This is a genomic window from Stenotrophomonas sp. FW305-3-2-15-E-LB1 (assembly GCF_058787375.1).
In genome coordinates this window covers 1-19,144 of sequence record NZ_JBYSZR010000026.1, presented here as the reverse complement: position 1 = coordinate 19,144, position 19,144 = coordinate 1, and the positions used below count along the sequence as shown (strand labels likewise).

Annotated in this window: 15 protein-coding genes and 3 tRNA genes; 11 read left to right on the top strand and 7 right to left on the bottom strand. The window is 67.8% G+C overall.

What is annotated here, in order from left to right; translation table 11 throughout:
• Positions 1–79: 79 nt before the first annotated feature.
• Positions 80–1,159: a ribonuclease D gene (gene rnd / locus AC3WL7_RS16460; RefSeq protein ID WP_108747057.1), complete on the top strand. Its 1,080-nt coding sequence runs from the start codon at positions 80–82 to the stop codon at positions 1,157–1,159.
• Between the two features lie 278 nt (positions 1,160–1,437).
• Here the strand turns inward: rnd and AC3WL7_RS16455 are convergent, their stop codons facing one another.
• The 4 genes from AC3WL7_RS16455 to AC3WL7_RS16440 all read right to left on the bottom strand — a co-directional run bounded on the left by AC3WL7_RS16455 (position 1,438) and on the right by AC3WL7_RS16440 (position 8,201).
• The gene (locus tag AC3WL7_RS16455) at positions 1,438–2,571 is read right to left on the bottom strand and encodes a hypothetical protein (RefSeq protein ID WP_492751703.1); all 1,134 of its coding nucleotides are present in this window, start codon (positions 2,569–2,571) and stop codon (positions 1,438–1,440) included.
• A gap of 127 nt (positions 2,572–2,698) precedes the next feature.
• The gene (locus tag AC3WL7_RS16450; protein WP_492751699.1) at positions 2,699–5,026 is read right to left on the bottom strand and encodes a TonB-dependent receptor; all 2,328 of its coding nucleotides are present in this window, start codon (positions 5,024–5,026) and stop codon (positions 2,699–2,701) included.
• A gap of 189 nt (positions 5,027–5,215) precedes the next feature.
• A complete protein-coding gene (locus AC3WL7_RS16445) occupies positions 5,216–7,774 on the bottom strand; it encodes a Cache 3/Cache 2 fusion domain-containing protein (RefSeq protein ID WP_492751697.1) in 2,559 nt (852 codons plus the stop codon).
• Between the two features lie 121 nt (positions 7,775–7,895).
• Positions 7,896–8,201, bottom strand: a complete 306-nt coding sequence (locus AC3WL7_RS16440) for a Rho-binding antiterminator (RefSeq protein ID WP_492751695.1) — start codon at positions 8,199–8,201, stop codon at positions 7,896–7,898.
• A 97-nt stretch (positions 8,202–8,298) separates the two neighbouring features.
• On the opposite strand from AC3WL7_RS16440, the gene AC3WL7_RS16435 reads away from it, so the two are divergent.
• Positions 8,299–8,374, top strand: a tRNA-Ala gene (locus AC3WL7_RS16435).
• Between the two features lie 108 nt (positions 8,375–8,482).
• Positions 8,483–9,376 carry a hypothetical protein gene (locus AC3WL7_RS16430; protein WP_492751693.1) on the top strand — a complete coding sequence of 298 codons (894 nt, stop codon included), beginning with the start codon at positions 8,483–8,485 and terminating at the stop codon, positions 9,374–9,376.
• Between the two features lie 27 nt (positions 9,377–9,403).
• Here AC3WL7_RS16430 and AC3WL7_RS16425 read toward each other — a convergent pair whose 3' ends face one another.
• Together AC3WL7_RS16425 and AC3WL7_RS16420 are read right to left on the bottom strand one after the other, a co-directional pair.
• Positions 9,404–9,580 (bottom strand): hypothetical protein, encoded by a 177-nt coding sequence (locus tag AC3WL7_RS16425; protein WP_174208691.1) that lies wholly within the window; start codon positions 9,578–9,580, stop codon positions 9,404–9,406.
• A gap of 110 nt (positions 9,581–9,690) precedes the next feature.
• A complete protein-coding gene (locus AC3WL7_RS16420; protein WP_492751691.1) occupies positions 9,691–10,452 on the bottom strand; it encodes a hypothetical protein in 762 nt (253 codons plus the stop codon).
• A gap of 126 nt (positions 10,453–10,578) precedes the next feature.
• Between AC3WL7_RS16420 and AC3WL7_RS16415 the strand changes: the two genes are divergently transcribed.
• Positions 10,579–11,043 carry a hypothetical protein gene (locus AC3WL7_RS16415; protein WP_079222561.1) on the top strand — a complete coding sequence of 155 codons (465 nt, stop codon included), beginning with the start codon at positions 10,579–10,581 and terminating at the stop codon, positions 11,041–11,043.
• A gap of 61 nt (positions 11,044–11,104) precedes the next feature.
• Here AC3WL7_RS16415 and curA read toward each other — a convergent pair whose 3' ends face one another.
• A complete protein-coding gene (gene curA / locus AC3WL7_RS16410) occupies positions 11,105–12,133 on the bottom strand; it encodes an NADPH-dependent curcumin/dihydrocurcumin reductase (RefSeq protein ID WP_492751688.1) in 1,029 nt (342 codons plus the stop codon).
• A gap of 322 nt (positions 12,134–12,455) precedes the next feature.
• Between curA and AC3WL7_RS16405 the strand changes: the two genes are divergently transcribed.
• The 7 genes from AC3WL7_RS16405 to dxs all read left to right on the top strand — a co-directional run bounded on the left by AC3WL7_RS16405 (position 12,456) and on the right by dxs (position 18,804).
• Positions 12,456–12,531, top strand: a tRNA-Phe gene (locus AC3WL7_RS16405).
• Between the two features lie 72 nt (positions 12,532–12,603).
• Positions 12,604–12,679 (top strand) — tRNA-Phe (locus AC3WL7_RS16400).
• 130 nt (positions 12,680–12,809) lie between these two features.
• Complete coding sequence (locus tag AC3WL7_RS16395) at positions 12,810–13,367, top strand: lipocalin family protein (RefSeq protein ID WP_492751686.1); 558 nt, start codon at positions 12,810–12,812, stop codon at positions 13,365–13,367.
• A 165-nt stretch (positions 13,368–13,532) separates the two neighbouring features.
• On the top strand, positions 13,533–14,009 hold the full coding sequence (locus tag AC3WL7_RS16390; protein ID WP_492751683.1) for an LEA/WHy family protein: 477 nt from the start codon (positions 13,533–13,535) through the stop codon (positions 14,007–14,009).
• Positions 14,010–14,070: 61 nt separating this feature from the next.
• A complete protein-coding gene (locus AC3WL7_RS16385; RefSeq protein ID WP_492751681.1) occupies positions 14,071–15,861 on the top strand; it encodes an acyl-CoA dehydrogenase C-terminal domain-containing protein in 1,791 nt (596 codons plus the stop codon).
• A 264-nt stretch (positions 15,862–16,125) separates the two neighbouring features.
• Complete coding sequence (locus AC3WL7_RS16380) at positions 16,126–16,791, top strand: HNH endonuclease (protein WP_079222565.1); 666 nt, start codon at positions 16,126–16,128, stop codon at positions 16,789–16,791.
• Between the two features lie 105 nt (positions 16,792–16,896).
• The gene (dxs, locus tag AC3WL7_RS16375) at positions 16,897–18,804 is read left to right on the top strand and encodes a 1-deoxy-D-xylulose-5-phosphate synthase (protein WP_492751679.1); all 1,908 of its coding nucleotides are present in this window, start codon (positions 16,897–16,899) and stop codon (positions 18,802–18,804) included.
• Positions 18,805–19,144 lie beyond the last annotated feature (340 nt).

Below are 19,144 nucleotides of genomic sequence, written 5' to 3'. Positions count from 1 at the left end.
GGCTCCTTCAACACGGATGCGGACCGACGTTAGGCTATTCTCCCCTGCCTGAGCAAACCCGAGTAGTAGGCCCTGACACGTGGCAACCTGGATCACCACCCCCGCCGAGCTGGACACGTACCGCCAGCAGCGCCCGAGCCGCATCGGCCTGGACACCGAATTCATCCGTGAACGCACCTTCTGGCCGCAGCTTGCGCTGGTGCAGATGGCCGTCGGCGATGACATCCTGCTGATCGACCCGCTGATTCCCGGCATGCCCGAAGCCCTGGCCCCGTGGCTGGCCGACGAATCCATCACCAAGGTGATGCACAGCGCCAGCGAAGACCTGGTGGCGTTCAAGTGGACCTGCGGCGTGCTGCCGCGGCCGCTGTTCGACACCCAGATCGGTGCAGCGCTGGCCGGCATCGGTGCCGGCATGGGCTACCAGAAGCTGGTGCAGGAAATCACCGGCGTCGCCCTGGCCAAGGGTGAAACCCGTTCGGACTGGATGCGCCGGCCGCTGTCCGATTCGCAGCTGCAGTACGCCGCCGACGACGTCGAGCACCTGTTCGCGCTGCATGACGCCATCGACGGCAAGCTGCAGGCGCTGGGCCGCCAGCAGTGGCTGCACGATGATGGCGAGCGCCTGCTGGCCAGCGTGGCCAACGATGAAGAGCGCTGGCCGCACCTGGGCATGCGCGCGGCGCAGTTCCTCGATGCCGCGGCCCAGCGCCGCCTGCTGCGCCTGCTGCGCTGGCGCGACGTGCAGGCACGCAGCAGCGACCGCCCGCGCAGCTGGATCCTGGACAACGAGCTGGCCGCCACCCTGGCGCGCACGCCGCCGGCCGACGAGGCGGCGCTGGGCAAGCTGTTCGAGCAGTTCCCGAAGGCACCGCGCAAGCTGGCCGGCGCGGTCTGGCAGGCCCTGTCCACGCCGCTGGACGACGAAGCCGATGCACCGCTGGCAATGCAGGCCAGCGATACCAACAAGCAGCTGCTGAAGAAGCTGCAGGACGCGGTGGCCGAGCGCAGCCGCGAGCTGGGCCTGGCCGACGGCGTGCTGGCCTCGCGCAAGCACCTGGAAAGCTATCTGGAACGCCGCCAGTGGCCCGCCGCGCTGGCTGGCTGGCGCCAGCAGGAACTGGAAGCGCGCCTGCAGGCACTGCTGCCGGCACGTTGATGGCGCGGCGCCGGTTGGGGCCGGCTGCACCGCCCAGAGCAGTCGACTGACAGTCGACTCTACCGGGCTGCGGCGATCCTCACCGGAGGCCGGCTGCACCGCCCAGAGCAGTCGACTGACAGTCGACTCTACCGGCCTGCGGCGATCCTCACCGGAGGCCGGCTGGGTAGAGTCGACCGTTGGTCGACTACCGCGCGCAGCGCGGGTGTTCTGCTGCACCGCCCGGAGCAGTCGACTGACAGTCGACTCTACCTGGGCCCCGCCGTCCGCACCGTCGCTCAGACGTAACCGCGTTCCTTCAACCGGCCCCAGCGCTCCGGCCCAATCGCCCGGCGCAGCCCGGGCAGCGGGTCGATGCTTCCCGTGTTGTCAGCCACGGCCACCACGAAATCATCGGTGGCTGCGAGCAGGGCGCGGCGTTCGGGTGCGTCCAGCCAGGCCGCCACGTTCTTCAGCACGCGCTTGGCCGACGCATCGCTGCCGCGCATTTCCATGTACTGCGAATGCCGCTTGCAGGCCTCGACCAGCGCAACATCGTCGAACCAGCACTCATGCGCATCGCCCTGCACGCCACGCATCTCATCCGGCGCCCACAGGTAATAGGCCACGTCCTCGCCACGCGCCAGCACCGCCTCGCGGTAGGGCTGCCGGCCCCACACCAGGAACGGCGGCCAGGCCGCGGTGAAGTCGCTTTCGGTGAAGCACAGCAGCAGGCAGTACAGCGGCTCATCGCGCGGGATGCGAGGCAATTGGGCCGCAATCGCCTCGATCAGCAGGCGCTCGACGTCAGCGGTGACCGTGGCCAGCGTCTCGCCCGGGCGTGGCCGCTGGTACTGCAACCGGCGCTGGCCGGTGGCGCGTCCATTCTTGTCCAGGTACTCCAGCACGATGCGGTCCAGCTGGCCGGCATCGTTGTAGCTGTAGACATCCTGGCACCACCAGGTGCGCCCGGTCGTGCTCCAGTTGCACATCACTTCGCGCAGCAGCCGGTCGCCCTGCCAGTGGTAGGTGCGGTCGATGCCGCGGCCATTGTCCACCAGGTCCAGTGCCTGCAGGCGCCCGCCCTGCTCGCGGAATTCCCAGGCGTCGCTGATATGGCCGCCTTCATGGAAAGTGAGGTAATGGCGGCAGTCCTGCTGGTGCAGCCACACGCCGATGCGACCGGACGGGCCGCGCTCGAACACGATGCGCCCTTCCCCATCGAGGCCGTGCTGCACGTGCTTTCGCGCATCCGCCTTTGCTTCGGCCACCCAGCGCGGCGCTGGCGTGCCCGTGGACTCGCGCGGGAACGGCGTGATGTATCCCATCGATGCGGTTGCCCAGCGCCAGCTGACCACCTGTGCTTCGCAGCGCGCCTGCAGCGCGAGCGCAGTGATGGGGTCGGCATGGTCCTGGTACAGGGATTTCAGCATGGTCGAGATCCATTCAACACGGCGCGCGAACATAGCATGTGCACTCGCGCCGTCGCGGCACGCAGGTCGCGGAAACGACAACGCCCCGCAGTGCGGGGCGTTGCCGGTGGCTGCATGACGCCAGCGCTTACCAGTTCATGTTCAGCGAAACACCCACGGTGCGCGGTTCGTTGTAGACCGCGGCCATGTAGTTCTCGATCACGCCCTTGAGGTTCTTCTCGTTGGTGATGTTGCGCGCGAACAGCGCCACTTCGTAGGCACCGTAGTTGCCGGAGTAACCCAGCTTCAGGCCGCCTTCGAAATCACCCTTGGAGTTGAATTCCTTGCTGTCGTACAGGACGAAGCTGGTGTAACCCTGCTTGTTCCAGTCGGTGGACACGAACATCGTGCCGGCATCGCTGACCGGGAAGTCGTAACGGGCAGCGAAGTTCACGTTGTACTTCGGCGCGTTCGGCAGCGGATTGCCGTCGATCTTGGCGAAGGTGTTCGCACCGACCTTGATGGTCGGGTCATTCACGGTGCACACCACGGCGCCGTTCAGCGCACAGACCTGCGCATACACGCGCTTGTCCTGCACTTCGCTGTGCAGCAGGCTGACGCCGGCGCTCAGGGTCAGGTTCGGGATCGGGCGCAGTTCCATGTCGGCTTCAAAGCCGTACGCCTTGGCCTTGTCTGCGTTGAACAGCACGCCATTGCCGTCCGAATCGTTGCCGTTGAGCTGGATGTCGTTGACGGTGTAGGTGAACGCGGTGGCGTTCAGGCGCAGGCGGTTGTCCCACAGGCTGCTCTTCACGCCCGCTTCCCACGACAGGATCGTTTCCGAATCGGCGGTGGTGAAGTCGGCGTTGAACACCGCCGAACGGCCCTGGATGGTCGGGCCGCGGAAGCCACGGGCGACCTTCGCGTAGACGCTCACGTTCGGGTTGAACTGGTACATCGCGCTCAGGTCCCAGCTCGGGGTGGTATCGGACATCTTCACGTCCGTACGGCCCTTGTAGGTGACCACGCCGGCAGCGGTGTCAGCGGTCTTCAGCAGGCGGGTGTGCTTCTCGTCCTTGGTCTGGCGCAGGCCGGCGGTGATGCTGAACTTGTCGGTGAAGGCGTAGCTGATCTGGCCGAAACCGGCCCACGAGGTGTTCTTGTTGCGCAGGCGCACCCAGTTGTTCGGGTTGCGGGCCGCGCCCTGCAGGAACCACGCGCGCTGGTAGAAATCGGTGGTGTCGCTGCCGTTGAAGTAGAACGCGCCGGCCTGCCACTGCAGGGCGTTGTCATCGTGGCTGGCCAGGCGGAACTCCTGGGTCCACTGGTCAAGGTCGCGGATCTGACCCATCGACTGGCCGTAGCCGTTCGGCACGCCGTTGACCGGGAAGTTCACCGCTGCGCCGCCGTCGGTGTCACCACGGCTGTAGCCGGAGGTGGTTTCGTAAGCGGTGATCGAGGTGAAGTCGACCGCGCCGAAGTCATAACGCGCCTTCACCGAGCCGCCGTAGGTCTTGTAGGCCTGCGGGTTGTTGTCGGCTTCGTCGTAGGCCACCTTGTCGCGCGGCACGTCGGTCTGGTTCGAGCCCTTGGTCAGCGCGTTGCGCAGGAACAGGGTCGAGGTGCCTTCGTAATCGCGGGCGTGGGCCGAGGCCAGGATCGAGAACTGGTCGCTCGGGGTCAGCAGCAGCTGCGCGCGCACGTTGCGGTCATCGAAGCCGCCCATGGCGTTCTTCTTCGGGCTGACCGTGCCATCGGCGCTGGGGCCGGTGTAGGTGTTGTCGACGTAGTCGTCGCGGTGCTGGTACAGGGCCGACACGCGGAACGCAGCGACATCGTTGATCGGGCCACCGAAGCCGCCGTCGATCGAGACGCTGTTGTAGCTGGCATAGCTGGCGCTGACGCGGCCGCTGTAGTCTTCGCTCGGCTTGATGGTGTCGAACTTGACGATGCCGGCGGTGGTGTTGCGGCCGAACAGCGAGCCCTGCGGGCCGCGCAGCACTTCCACCTGGTCCACGTCATAGACCGGGTTGGACTTCAGCACCACGTGCTCCAGCACCACGTCGTCCTGGATGATCGACACCGGCTGCGAGGCACCCAGGTAAAAGTCGATGTTGCCCAGGCCGCGGATGTAGAAGCGCGGGAAGATGCGGCCGGTGGTGGTTTCCGCATACAGGCTCGGCACGCGGCCGGACAGCGCCAGCAGGGTGTCGTCGCCGCCGGCGGTGAAGTCGCGCATGCGCTCGCCCTGCACCACGCCCACCGATACCGGCACTTCCTGCAGGTTCTGCTCACGGTGTTCGGCGGTCACGGTGATGGTGTCCAGACCGGTCGGGGTCGGCGCGCTGTCCTGCGCGGCGGCACCGAAGCTGCCGACCAGGGCCAGGCCGGCACAGGCCAGGGCCAGCGGGTGGCGACGGAAAGAAATAAAGGACGACATGCCCGACGAACGGCGGGAATCGGTATGGGAAGGCATCGAGAGCTCTGAGGAGGCATCCGTGCGGCCTGCGCGAGCCGGGCGGTAGAAAAGGGAGACACTGCGCAAGCGTTCATTATCGCCCGAATTGTTACGATTTCGTTGCGCACCCCGTCGCAGTCAGGTTCCCGCCCACTGCGGCAAAGTGGGGGCGGCAGCGAACACCACCGCCCCCGGGCCCTGCTCCCCTTACACGCCTGCAGCCAGCGGAGAACGTGCCAGCACGAAGCGACCGGCCGCCTCCTGCAGGGCATGCGCCTGGCTGCTCATCGCCCGTGCCGACGCCGACGCCTCCTCCACCAGCGCGGCGTTCTGCTGGGTCACGCCGTCCATCTGCACGATGCTCTGGTTGACCAGCTCGATACCGGCGGCCTGTTCCTGGCAGGCATGGGCGATCTCGCCCACCAGTCCCCCCAGCTCGGTCACCGACGCCACCACGTCCTGGATGGTCCGCCCGGCATCACCGGCCAGCACGTTGCCTTCGGCCACCCGGGCAACCGAATCCTCGATCAGCCCCTTGATCTCCGCGGCGGCCAGCGTGGAGCGCTGCGCCAGCGCGCGCACCTCGCTGGCAACCACCGCAAAACCGCGCCCTTCCTCACCCGCCCGCGCCGCCTCAACCGCCGCGTTCAACGCCAGGATGTTGGTCTGGAAGGCGATGCCATCGATCACCGCGATGATCTCGGCGATGCGCCGCGATGCCGCGTCGATCAGGCCCATCGTCGCCTGCATCTCCGCCATCGCCACGCCACCGCGCCCGGCCACCTGTGCCGCCTCGCTCGCCAGCTGGTCGGCGCGGCGCGCATGGTCGGCGTTCTGGCGCACGGCCGAGGTCATCTCCTCGATCGACGCCGCGGACTCTTCCAGGTTGGCCGCCTGCTGTTCGGTGCGACGCGACAGATCGTCGTTGCCGGCGGCGATCTCCGCTGCGGCCAGGCTCACCGCGCCGGCCGCCTGCTGGATGCGGCCGACGATGCCGGTCAGCGCGCCCACGGTGGCATTGGCGTCCCCGCGCATGCGCGCGAACACGCCCTGCGACTGGCCATCGATGCGGTGCCGCAGATCACCTTCGGCCAGGTTGCGCAGCAACCCCGAAAGCGCCATCAGGTTTTCATCGGCCGTGCCCATCACACTGTTCAGGCCCTGCACCATCTGCCGGAAATCGTTGGCAAAGGCCTGCGCATCACCGCGCACGCCGAAATCACCGGCGGCAGCGGCCGCCACCAGGCGCTTGATCTCGCCGTTGATGCCCTGCAGTTTCGAACGCACGCCATTGAGCGCCTGGGTGATCGCCACCTGTTCGCCCGGCAGCACGTCCATCGTCTGCTGCAGGTCACCCTCGGCATAGCGCTCGACCAGCGCAACCATGCGCTGCTGGGTCTGCAGGTGCGCGGCCACCAGCGCGTTGGTGCCGGCCACCATGGCGCGGAATTCACCTTCGAAGGCCTGTTCGTCGATGCGGTGGCTGACCACGCCGGCCGCGTGGTGTTCGCCCATGGCCGCCTGCGCCTGCAGGATCTCGCGCAGCTTGGAGCGCATCTGCTGCAGCGAACCCAGCACGCGGCCGACCTCGTCGTCACGGCGCACCTCGATCTCGCGGTCCAGGCGCCCGCTTGCCACGTCACGCGCGACCTGCGCAGCGGCGGCCAGCGGGCGTCCCAGCAACCGGCGTACCACCAGCACGATCAGGGTCACCACCGTGGCCAGTGCCAGCGCCGAGATCAGCGCGATGCGCAGCATCAGGCCGTTGAGCACATCATCCAGCACCGACTGCGGCTCGAGGCCGAGCACCAGCCACTGCCACGGGCCGTAGCGCTGTGCCGAGGCGAACCACGCCTGCTCGCCGCCACCCGCAGCCGGGCTCAGATGCAGGCGTGCCTGCGTGCTGCTGCCATCCAGCAGCGCCTGCAGCGCCGGCAGGTCCTGCGCGGCCACCCGCTCCTGCAGCAGCCCGCCCTCGCCGTCGGTGGCGGCCACCACGCGGCCGCGCTCCTTGCCGGCGCGGGTATCGAGCACGATGAAGCGCCCTTCGCGGCCCAGCGTGGCCTCGCGCAGGCGCGCCTTCAGCGCGCCCAGGCCCTGCGAATAATCCTGGCCGACGAAGGCGATGCCGGCCACGCTGCCATCGGCGGCGCGGATCGGCATGTAGTGGGTCATGTAATCGGTGCCGAACAGGTGCGCCGGGCCGGTGTAGCCCTGCCCGCCCAGCACCCGCGCATATGCAGGATTGGCGTGGTCAAGCACGGTGCCCAGCACGCGCTCGCCCTGCGCGTTGCGCAGCGACGTAGCCACGCGAACGAAATCATCGCCATCGCGCACGAACACCGTGGCCACGCCACCGGTGGCGTCGGCGAAGCGATCCACTTCGGTCGACGCTGGGCCGATGGCCTGGCTTCCCATGCGCAGCGTCGGCGTACTGCGGCCGGCCACATCGATCGTTGCGGCGCCATCGGCCTGCGCCTCACCCTGCGGCAGCATCGCGCGGAAGGTACCGGCGATGCGCTCCGTGCTTTCGCTCAGGCTGCGGTCGTACAACTGCACCGAATCGCGCATCAGCACGGTGGCGGTGTGCAGGCCGGCGCTCACGCGCTGCTGGTAACTGTCAGCGGTGTCGCGGTAGATCAGGACCGCCAGGGCGGCGAAGGCGACGGTGGTGATCGGGGCCATCAACAGGGCAAGCCGCGAGGCGATGGTCAACGAACGGCGCGGCGGCGAAGCAGAGAAACGGGAGGCAGCAGGGGTCATCATGGAAAAACGGATCCGTGGAAGGGAGTGCTCGAAAGCGCACCCCCATTAACGGCACCGTTCTGGTCCTCTTTACGCCCGCCGCCTAGCCGGATCTGGTTATTGACGGCGCCAAGCCATTGATTCAGAAACCTTGTTCAGCTTCGCCACTGCCGTCGGCGGGCCCCGGGCCCAGCACAGTGCGCGCGCCGGCAGTGCCATCAGCGCCCACCGTGGCCACAGCATGCAGCTGGTCCAGGCGGATGCGGCGCTCGCCGTCGGGCGCATCCAGCAGCAGGAACTCTTCCTTGTCCGCAGTGCTCTCGGTGGTCCGCGCCCGCGCCACGAAACGGCTGCCGTCGCGCAGTTCGACCTGCAGCAGGGCGCGGTGCAGGCAGGCGATTTCCAGCACATCATGCAGGTCGCACTCCAGCGGGTGGTAGTCGGTCATGTGGGGTTCCTCGGCGGTGATGGAGCTCAGCCTGCCATGGGCTCCGGGCCGCCGCTTGGCAAGCCCGGGGGCCGGCGCTACACTGGATCCCAGCCGTGGGGCCATAGCTCAGCTGGGAGAGCGCGTCGTTCGCAATGACGAGGTCAGGAGTTCGATCCTCCTTGGCTCCACCACTATTCAGTGCGGCAACGCACTCAGAAGGCCGGAACTCCTGAAATAACAGGGCTTCCGGCCTTTTTTGTTGCACGGTTGGCAACGGAATCGGCCACGAGGACACGCGGGTGATCGGGAAGAACGCACGGACGCTGATTGCTGCGATTGTCCTCCTGGCCATCGGGGCCTACGCCATCTGGTCGGGCGACGGCCGTGACCACAGCACCGCCGCCGGTGGGCGCGCGCCCACTGCGGCCCCTTCCTCCCCGAAAGCGCCCGCCGCGCCAGGCCTTCCCGCTGCCGGCCCTGCGCCCGCCACCCCGCCGCGCCCGCAGGCATTCGCGTTCGGCGATCTCAAGGCACGCGCGCAGTCAGGGGACGCGGTTTCCCAGCGTGAACTGGCTGAACTGTACGAGCGCTGCTTCGCGGTCAACATCGCACCAGAAAACTACCTGCCGGGCTACGAAGTCATGGCCCGCCACACGCCGTACCCGGAGGAGACGGCAGAAATGATGCGCACTGCCCGTTCCACCGCGGCGTTGTGCGCGAAGGTCGATGGCGGCCAGATCATCCCGATCGAGGCCATCCGTGCCTGGCTTGAGTCTGCAGCCACCCGCGGCGACCTCGCCGCCCAGGCCCGGCTGCTGTTGCTCAACGGCGAGAAACCGGACGCGGCCGCCTACACGCGCCTGATGGACGATGTTGCCAGATCAAAAGACCCGGCCGCCTTGTTCCGGCTTGGCGAACTGGTGGCGTACCCCGCACACAGCAGCGCCACGGGCCGGTACGCGGACCTCTCTTCCGATTCGATTTCGGGCCATGCGTGGAGCATCGTCGGCTGCCGCATGGGATATGACTGCAGCAGCGGCTCACCGCTGATGGCGTCCGTCTGCCTGTCGGGTGGCGGATGCGCCGGGGAGAACTACGAAGCGTACGTTCGTTCGAGCCTCATCTCCGCGCGCGACGCACGCTTTCTCGACCTGCGCATCCGCGAAGTGTCGGCACTGCTGGCGCAGCCATAGGCCGGGCGCCAGCGGCCACTGGCACTCTCAGGCCGGGTCCTGGCTTCCATCCTTGCGCTGCGGCCGGCGCGAATGCGCGTCATGCACCTGCTGGTCGTCCTGGCCCGGTCGCTGCTTTGCCACCTCATCCTGCCGGCGATCCTGGCGGCTTTCCTGGGCACCCTCGCGGGCCTGCTGCTGGTTGGGGTTCTGCTTGTCGTTCATGGGGGCGCTCCGGCCGGCAACAGGCCGGCCCGGTCAACGCACGCTAGACGCGCGCCGGTGATGCGCAGGTCAGGCCGCCGCGAGCACCGCGTGCAGGGGCGGCATGCAGTTCAGGCCTGCGCGCATTCGCGCACGGCGAACGGATGCCCGCAGGCGCTGCAGGTGGAATGACCGAACGCCAGCGCCAGCAACTGCTCGGCGCGCTGGTCGCCATCATCGCGCACCTGGTGCATCAGCCATTGCTCGGCCACGCCCACCGGTTCGCCCGGCAACAGTGCCGTCGTCGCCGACGGCGCGCCGAACACCGGATCCTCATGGCACACGTACGGCGCTTCCGCATCCAGCGTGCAGTACAGATCCGCCGAACAGGCCACGCACTCGCCTACGATCTCGCCCTCGGCAAGCCGGTCCAGGTGCTGCGACCAGGCCTTCTCGCCACTCAGGCCCAGCCAGGCCTGGCGCAACCAGCCACGTTCACCGTGACCATCGTCGGACAGCGGCACCGCATCCTTGCCCGTGCCTTGCAGGCGCTTGTGCACCTTGCTGCGCAACGCCTGGATGACATCGCCATGCGGCACCAGCCCGGGGTCGCCCACGTCCGAGCCGGCAACGATGGCGCCGGCCAGCAGCAGCGCATCATCTCCGTCGCTGCGCCCGGTCTGCCGCGCGATCGACAGCAGCACCGGCAGCGCCGCGTGGCTGGCCGAATAGACCGTGCCCTGGTGGCACAGGTGCGACCAGATGTCGTTCCAGTCCTGCTGGTGCTGCGGGTCCATCATCGATGCCAGCAGTGCGCCCGCTTCGGACGCGTCGCCGTAGGCACCCTGCAGCGTTGCCCAGTCGATGGCATGAACGTCGGCGGTCTTCGGCATGTCCTTCCCTGGTCGATGCAACAGGCGTCCAGCATGACCCATCGGCGGGCGGGATGGACAGTGCGCTTGTGGCTGCAACGCTCGCGCGGCCAGAATCGGCACATCACCGACGCACAAGGAAGCGCCATGTACCGCCCCACCCTGCTGGCCGCACTGCTGGCCCCGCTGCTGCTCACGACCGGCTGTGCCCACCGCCTGGCCGCTGCGCCGCCGCCGATGCCCGGCTACATCGGCAACTACGAAGCCGTGCGCGCCGCACAGGACGATCCGGCACGCGGTATTTCCGGCATCTTCGCCATGACCGTGCAGGCCATCGGCAGCGACGATGGCCGCATCTACCTCAACAGCGAACGCGACTACCGGCATCCGCTGAACATCACCCTCAACATGGACTCGGCCCTGCGGCCGGGGCTGGAAAGCGCGCTGGGCCTGAAGCTGGACCACCTGCAGAACCGCCGCCTGCTGGTGCGCGGCACCGCGCGCCAGGTCCGCATCGACTTCATCGACGGCAACGGCCAGCCCAGCGGCAAGTACTACTACCAGACGCAGATCAGCGTCAGCGACCCACGGCAGGTACGTTTCGCGCCGTGAGTGCGCGGCGCACCCGCCCTGCCGCTGACCTGCCCTGCCCGGCCCGATAGCCGCGGCCAGCTCAGTCGAGCTTCACCACCAGCTTGCCGAAGTTACGCCCCTGCAGCAGTCCGAAGAATGCCTCAGGGGCGCGCTGCAACCCTTCGACCACGTCCTCGCGGTACTGGATGCGCCCTTCGCGCAGCCACTGCCCCATCTCGCGCTCGAAGTCCGGCCAGAGGTGTTTGAAGTCATGCACGATGAAACCGCGCACGGTCAGCCGCTGGCGCAGGATCTGGCTGAACAGTGCCGGCAGCCGGTCCGGTCCGGGCTGCTCGGCACCGCGTGCGTTGTAGGTGGCGATGGTGCCGCAGACCGGGATGCGGGCGAAATCGTTGAGCAGTGGCAGTACCGCATCCAGGACATGACCGCCGACGTTCTCGAAGTACACATCGATGCCATCCGGCACGGCGTCACGCAGCTGCGTGGCGAAATCCGCCGCGCGATGATCCAGCGCCACGTCCACGCCCAGCGTACGCAGGTAGGCCTGCTTGGCTGCGCCACCGGCGATGGCAACCACGCGTGCCCCCTGCAGGCGCGCGAGCTGCGCGACCGTGGCACCGACCGGTCCGCTCGCAGCGGCCACCACCAACGTCTCACCCGGCTTCAGGCGCGCGATTTCATGCAGGCTGGAGTAGGCGGTGAAGCCCGGCATGCCGAACACACCCAATGCGGTGCTCAGCGGCAGTCCGGCCGCATCCAGGCGGCGGCCCAGCGCGGCGGCAGACAGCACCGCATGGGTCTGCCAACCACCCGGTGCCAGCACGTGGTCACCTACGGCAACACCGGCCACCGTGGACTGCAGCACCTCCGCCACGGTCTGCCCCTCCATCACCGCGCCCACCGCCACGGGCGCGGCATAGGACGGGCCGTCATCCATGCGTCCGCGCATGTAAGGATCCAGCGACAGATAGCGGTTGCGCAGCAGCACTTCGCCCGGCTGCAGTGCCGGCAGCGCGGCCTGTTCCAGGCGGAAGTTGGCGTCGGTCGGTGCGCCCTGGGGGCGCGAGGCCAGCACGATGCGCGTGGTGGTGGTCGGGGTGTCGGACATGGCAACGGTCTCTGCTGCGGCCAGCATCGAAAAAGGAACCTCGACAGTACGCCGCAGGCGCGGGGCTGGGAGGCAGCAGAAACAGCGTTCCACCGGCCGCACCGGACCCAGCCCCTGCGGTTGCGGCTTTGCCGATATCGGCGGACCGCTGATTTCCGCAGCGCGCACTGCCCGTTGTGGCCGCCTGCTGGGCACCGAGGATCAAGCACTTGCGCGCGCGCAGACGGCAATGTGAAGGTTTTTTGCCAAAACGCTTGCCGAACGCAGTCGACCTCCGTAATATGCGCGTCCTTGGCAGCGACCTCGCTGCAACGAAACAAGTGGCCGAGTAGCTCAGTTGGTAGAGCAGGGGATTGAAAATCCCCGTGTCGGCGGTTCGATTCCGTCCTCGGCCACCACTTTCGAAGGCCTGCAGAAATGCAGGTCTTTTTTTTCCGGCCACTGCGTTCGCGCGGTTGGCCAACCAGACTGGCCGAGTAGCTCAGTTGGTAGAGCAGGGGATTGAAAATCCCCGTGTCGGCGGTTCGATTCCGTCCTCGGCCACCAGTTTGAAGACCTGCAGAAATGCAGGTCTTTTTTTTGCCGCTTCGCGCGACCGATGGAACCTGAACGATGGTTTTCACGCCCGGTCCAGCGTCCAGTCGCCTACTCTCGACGTCTCGACCGGAGACGTCCCATGCGACTGCGCCACGCGCTGCTGCCCTGCCTGCTGATCGCCGCCGCCCACGCCGGCGCCGCCAACGTGCAGTCGGTCCAGGCGCTGGATATCGATCGCTATGCCGGCCAGTGGCATGAGATCGCACACCTCCCCGTCTCCTTCCAGAAAAAGTGCGTCGGCGACATCACGGCGACGTACAGCCTGCGCCGCGACGGCCGCATCAGCGTCAGCAACGCCTGCCGCGTGCAGAGCGGAGAGCGCATCGCCGCCGATGGCGTGGCACGCCCGGTGGAAGGCCGGCCCGGCCAGCTGCAGGTGCGCTTCGCCCCGGACTGGCTGAGCTGGGTGCCGCTGGTCTGGGCCGACTACTGGGTGATCGCGCTGGACCCGGACTACCAGTGGGCCGTGGTCGGCGAACCCGACCGCCGATACCTGTGGATCCTCTCGCGCCTGCCCGACATGGACCGCGCCCTGTTCGAGCAGCTCAAGGCCAAAGCCGAAGCAATGGGTTACGACCTGGCGCCCCTGCGGGTGATGGCCCCGCTGCGCGATCCCGCGCCCACGCCGGCCGACTGAACCCCAACCCTTCCAGCATCCCGGGCGCGCCCCTGGCAGCGTCCCGCGCACGCCTGCCGGTCATGCTCACGCGCTACCCTCTGCGACGGGTCGCCATGGGCGATCCATTCCACCATACGCCGTAGTATGCTTATCCCACGCACCCCCTACAAAGGACCTGCGCCCATGCTCCACCGTTTCCGTTTCGCCTTGATCGTCCTGTGCACCCTGGCCCTGGCTGCTTGCAGCGATGGCATCGTCAAGCGTGTTTCGGAACCGGCGGCCAGCCTGCAGCAGCTCACCGTGCGCGCCGACGGCAACTGGACCGTCGCCCTGCGCCTGCAGAACTACAGCTCGATGCCCATGACCTTCGACGATGTGACGCTGACCCTGACCGTCGGCGACACCGAAGCAGGCACCCTGCAGGCCAAGCCGGCCATCTCCATCGGCGGCACCTCGGCCGACGTCATCAACCTCGACCTGGTGCCCAGCTCCGGCGCGCGCCTGGTGGTGGCCGACGCCCTGGCCGGCAACCGCACCCTGGCCTATGGCCTGAAGGGCACGGTGGCCGCCACGCCGCAGGAAAAGAAGCAGCGCAGCTTCGACATCAGCGGCCGCAGCACCCTCAACCAGGCCCCCGGCCTGCCCGGCGTGCTGCGCTGAGATCCCCCTTTCGCCGCGGCATCGCCTGCCGCGCCCTTTTGTCCTGATCGAGACGTCACCGATGAGCAGCTACACCGCCCCGCTTTCCGACCTCCGTTTCGCCCTGCACGACGTGCTCAAGGTGGAACCGCTGTTCGCCCGCCTGGGCTTCACCGACGCCACCGCCGACGTGGTCGATGCCGTGCTGGAAGAAGCCGGCCGCTTCAGTGCCAGCGTGCTGGCCCCGCTCAACAGCGTGGGCGACGAGATCGGCTGCGTGCTCGACCAGGCCACCGGTGAAGTGACCACCCCGCCCGGCTTCAAGCAGGCGTACGACCAGTTCGTCGATGGCGGCTGGACCGGCCTGACCGCCGCACCGGAACTGGGTGGCCAGGGCCTGCCGCACACCCTGGGCGTGCCGCTGAACGAAATGATCAACGCGGCCAACCTGGCCTGGGGCAACTTCCCCCTGCTCTCCCACGGCGCCATCGAGGCCCTGAAGCAGCACGGCGAGGCGTGGCAGCACGACGCCTTCCTCAAGCCGCTGATCGAAGGCCGCTGGACCGGCACCATGTGCCTGACCGAACCGCATTGCGGCACCGACCTGGGCCTGCTGAAGACCAAGGCCGAGCCGAACGCCGACGGCAGCTACGCGATCACCGGCACCAAGATCTTCATCACCGCCGGCGAGCACGACCTGACTGAAAACATCGTGCACCTGGTGCTGGCCAAGCTGCCCGACGCCCCGCCGGGCGCCAAGGGCATCTCGCTGTTCGTCACCCCCAAGTTCAAGGTCGACCGTGAAGGCAACGTCGGCGAGCGCAACGCACTGCGCTGTGGCTCGATCGAGCACAAGATGGGCATCAAGGGTTCGGTCACCTGCGTGATGAACTTCGACGGTGCGCAGGGTTACCTGGTCGGCCAGCCGCACAAGGGCCTGCAGGCCATGTTCACCATGATGAACACCGCGCGCCTGGGCGTCGGCCTGCAGGGCATCGGCCTGTCCGAGCGTGCCTACCAGAACGCGCTGAAGTACAGCCGCGAGCGCCTGCAGTCGCGCGCCCTGAGCGGCGCCAAGTTCCCGGAAAAGGCCGCCGACCCGATCCTGGTCCACCCGGACGTGCGCCGCATGCTGCTGACCATCAAGTCGCTGGTCGAAGGCAGCCGCCTGCTGGCCCTGCACGCGGCCACCCTCATCGACGTGGCACACAGCGCCGGCGACGCCGCCGAGCGTGAGCGCGCCGACACCCTGGTCAGCTTCCTCACCCCGATCTCCAAGGCCTGCCAGACCGAATGGGGCATCGAGAACACCTACAACGCCCTGCAGTGCTTCGGTGGCCACGGCTACATCCGCGAGCACGGCATGGAGCAGCTGGCGCGCGATGCACGCATCACCACGCTGTATGAAGGCACCACCGGCATCCAGGCGCTGGACCTGATCGGCCGCAAGACCGCCTCCAGCCAGGGCGCCGGCCTGAAGCTGATGCTCGCCGAGATCGAAGCCTTCGCCAAGGAACACGAAGGCAACGAGGCACTCGCCGAGTTCATCGGCCCGCTGCAGGCCAAGGCGGCCGAGTGGGGCAAGCTGACGATGGACGTGCTCAAGCGCGCCGCCGCCAACCCTGACGAACTGGGCGCGGCCAGCTACGACTACCTGTTCTACTCGGGTTACGTGGTGCTGGCCTACTGGTGGGCCCGCAGCGTCGCTGCCGCCGACGCCAGCGCACACGGCGCCGCCTTCGCCCAGGGCAAGCGCGAAACCGCCCGCTTCTACTTCGCCCGCGTCCTGCCGCGCACCCTCGCCCACGCCGCCGCCATGCAGGCCGGCGCCGCCCCGCTGATGGCCATGGACGACGAGCGCTTCGGCGCCTGACCCAGCCTCAACACCCCGGTAGTGCCGGCCGCTGGCCGGCAGCGGTAGATCCACGCCATGCGTGGGCACCCCAGTAGATCCACGCCATGCGTGGATAAGGGCCCAGACCCCGCCATGTATCTGGAGGAGAGCCCCCCTTTGTTAAGGGGGGCGCGCCAACGGCGCGGGGGATAGGAAGAATGCGCGGACCCGAATCCTGCGATTTGCGTATCGCCCACGGGCGATACACAAATCGCAATGATTCGGGTATAAGCTGTTCTCCCGATGGAGACAGACACTACACGCTTGGGTCTGATCGAAGCCGGAGCCTCGATTTCTGCTCCGGGCGCCGCGTCATCGCCCAATGCCAGCCCGCTGCATCGCCCCGGCACCGTCCGCCTGCTCTCGCTTGACGCCCACGGACGCGTCCTGGATTGGATCACCTGGCAGGACGCAGCCTGTCTCTACGCCCGCAACGCGGTCTCCTGGACCCTGGGCGACCCCTGCCTGCATATCCACGGCGGCACCAACCGCCTCAGCGGCCTGCAGAGCGGCATGGACCTGCACCCGATCATCGCTGCCCGCGGCCACGCCCGCTCGCGCGCACCGGACCCCACGCCCAACCTGACCAACCCGGCGCTGTTCGCCCGCGACGCCCACCTCTGCCTGTACTGCGGCCAGCAGTTCAACCGCCCCACCCTCACCCGCGACCACGTCATGCCCCTGTCCAAGGGCGGCCTGGATTGCTGGGAAAACGTGGTGACCGCCTGCTTCCAGTGCAACTCGCGCAAGAGCAACCGCACCCCGCAGCAGGCCAACATGCCCCTGCTGGCCATCCCCTACCGGCCCAGCTGGATCGAGCACCTGATCCTCTCCAACCGCAACATCCTGGCCGACCAGATGGCCTTCCTGAAGGCGCAGTTGCCCAAGCGATCCAAGCTCAGCACCTGAACACCGGCACCGGCAACCCTCACCGTCCTGTCACGGGCGGCGGCGTTTGCTTGCCCCACCCCCGATTGAGGGCGAAAATGGGCGTTCAGAATAAGTGCGAACACGATGATCGACTCTGCCCGCTATCCCCGCCTCGCGCGCATCCAGACGCCCGATGACCTGCGTACGTTCGACGAATCCGAAATGCGCGCGGTCGCCGATGAGCTGCGCGCCTACCTGATCGAGTCGGTGGGCAAGAGCGGCGGTCACTTCGCCGCCGGCCTGGGCGTGATCGAACTCACCGTGGCCCTGCACTACCTCTACCAGACCCCGCACGACCAGCTGGTCTGGGACGTCGGCCACCAGACGTACCCGCACAAGATCCTCACCGGCCGCCGCGACGAGATCCACACCGTCAAGCAGAAGGACGGCGTTGCGCCGTTCCCCAAGCGCGAGGAAAGCGAATACGACACCTTCGGCGTCGGCCATTCCTCCACCTCGATCTCGGCTGCGCTGGGCATGGCCATCGCGCGCCAGTCGCAGGGCGATGACCGCAAGGTCGTGGCCGTCATCGGCGACGGCGCGATGACCGCCGGCATGGCCTTCGAAGCGCTGATGCATGCCGGCGGCATGGACCCGGAACCGAACCTGCTGGTCATCCTCAACGACAACAACATGTCGATCTCCGAGGCGGTCGGCGGGCTGACCAAGATGCTCGGCCGCGCCACCGGCAGCCGCACGCTCAACGCGCTGCGCGAGGGCGGCAAGAAGATCCTCGGCGACAAGAAGAACAATCCTGCCCGCTTCGTCAAGCGCTGGGAAGAACACTGGAAGGGCATGTTCGTGCCGTCCACCATGTTCGAGGAAATGGGCTTCCACTACACCGGCCCGATCGACGGCCACGACATGCCCGCCCTGCTGTCCACGCTGAAGACGCTGCGCGCCTCCAAGGGCCCGAAGCTGCTGCACGTGATGACCACCAAGGGCAAGGGCTACGAGCCGGCCGAAGGCGACCAGATCGGTTACCACGCGGTGGGCCCGTTCGATCCGGACAAGGGCCTGGTGGCCAAGACCGGCGCCAAGAAGCCGACCTATACCGACGTCTTCAGCGATTGGCTGTGCGACGCCGCCGCTGCCGAACCGCGCCTGTGCGGCATCACCCCGGCGATGCGCGAAGGCTCCGGCCTGGTGCGTTTCAGCAAGGAATACCCGCAGCGCTACTTCGACGTGGCCATCGCCGAGCAGCACGCGGTGACCCTGGCCGCCGGCATGGCCACCCAGGGCGGCAAGCCGGTGGTGGCGATCTACTCCACCTTCCTGCAGCGCGCGTACGACCAGCTGGTGCATGACGTGGCCATCCAGGACCTGGACGTGCTGTTTGCGATCGACCGCGCCGGCGTGGTCGGCCCGGACGGCGCGACCCACGCCGGCAACCTGGACCTGAGCTTCCTGCGCTGCGTGCCGAACATGGTGGTGATGGCACCGTCCAACGAAGCCGAATGCCGGCAGATGCTGAGCACCGGCCTGCAGCACCCCGGCCCGGCCGCCGTGCGCTACCCGCGCGGCACCGGCACCGGCGTGGATGCCGGCAACGACCTGTCCACCTTGCCGATCGGCAAGGGCGAGCTGCGCGTGCAGGGCAACCGCATCGCCCTGCTGGCCTTCGGCAGCACCGTCAGCGCCGCCGAACAGGTCGGCCGCGAGCTGGGCCTGAGCGTGGTCAACATGCGCTTCATCAAGCCGCTGGACCGCGAGCTGGTGCTGGCCATGGCCAACAGCCACGACGGCCTGGTGACCATCGAGGACAACGTGGTGGCTGGCGGCGCCGGCTCGGCCGTGGCCGAGCTGCTGAACGCCGAAGACGTGCTGCGTCCGATCCTGCACCTGGGCCTGCCGGACGCGTTCCAGCACCACGCCAGCCGCGAAGACCTGCTGGCGGAAGCCGGCATCGACGCCGCCGGCATCCGCGCGGCAGTGCTCAAGCGCTGGCCGAAGCTGGAGAGCGGTACGCCGCCGCTGAGCGCGGCCGGCTGACCGGTAGATCCACGCCATGCGTGGATGGGCTCATCTGTGCGGACCAACGGTCCGCACCCACCCAGCCAGTAGATCCACGCCATGCGTGGATGGGCTCATCTGTGCGGACCAACGGTCCGCACCCACCCAACCGGTAGATCCACGCCATGCGTGGATGGGCTCATCTGTGCGGACCAACGGTCCGCATCCACCAAACCAGTAGATCCACGCCATGCGTGGATGGGCTCATCTGTGCGGACCAACGGTCCGCACCCACCCAACCAGTAGATCCACGCCATGCGTGGATGGGCTCATCTGTGCGGACCAACGGTCCGCATCCACCAAACCAGTAGATCCACGC

Coding starts and splice junctions, on each gene's coding strand:
- AC3WL7_RS16420 (WP_492751691.1), bottom strand. CDS start 10,452: ATGCCGAAGACCGCCGACGTTCATGCCATCGACTGGGCAACGCTGCAG.
- AC3WL7_RS16415 (WP_079222561.1), top strand. CDS start 10,579: ATGTACCGCCCCACCCTGCTGGCCGCACTGCTGGCCCCGCTGCTGCTC.
- curA (WP_492751688.1), bottom strand. CDS start 12,133: ATGTCCGACACCCCGACCACCACCACGCGCATCGTGCTGGCCTCGCGC.
- AC3WL7_RS16450 (WP_492751699.1), bottom strand. CDS start 5,026: ATGCCTTCCCATACCGATTCCCGCCGTTCGTCGGGCATGTCGTCCTTT.
- dxs (WP_492751679.1), top strand. CDS start 16,897: ATGATCGACTCTGCCCGCTATCCCCGCCTCGCGCGCATCCAGACGCCC.
- AC3WL7_RS16445 (WP_492751697.1), bottom strand. CDS start 7,774: ATGATGACCCCTGCTGCCTCCCGTTTCTCTGCTTCGCCGCCGCGCCGT.
- AC3WL7_RS16395 (WP_492751686.1), top strand. CDS start 12,810: ATGCGACTGCGCCACGCGCTGCTGCCCTGCCTGCTGATCGCCGCCGCC.
- AC3WL7_RS16455 (WP_492751703.1), bottom strand. CDS start 2,571: ATGCTGAAATCCCTGTACCAGGACCATGCCGACCCCATCACTGCGCTC.
- AC3WL7_RS16385 (WP_492751681.1), top strand. CDS start 14,071: ATGAGCAGCTACACCGCCCCGCTTTCCGACCTCCGTTTCGCCCTGCAC.
- AC3WL7_RS16440 (WP_492751695.1), bottom strand. CDS start 8,201: ATGACCGACTACCACCCGCTGGAGTGCGACCTGCATGATGTGCTGGAA.
- AC3WL7_RS16425 (WP_174208691.1), bottom strand. CDS start 9,580: ATGAACGACAAGCAGAACCCCAACCAGCAGCAGGCCCGCGAGGGTGCC.
- AC3WL7_RS16390 (WP_492751683.1), top strand. CDS start 13,533: ATGCTCCACCGTTTCCGTTTCGCCTTGATCGTCCTGTGCACCCTGGCC.
- AC3WL7_RS16380 (WP_079222565.1), top strand. CDS start 16,126: ATGGAGACAGACACTACACGCTTGGGTCTGATCGAAGCCGGAGCCTCG.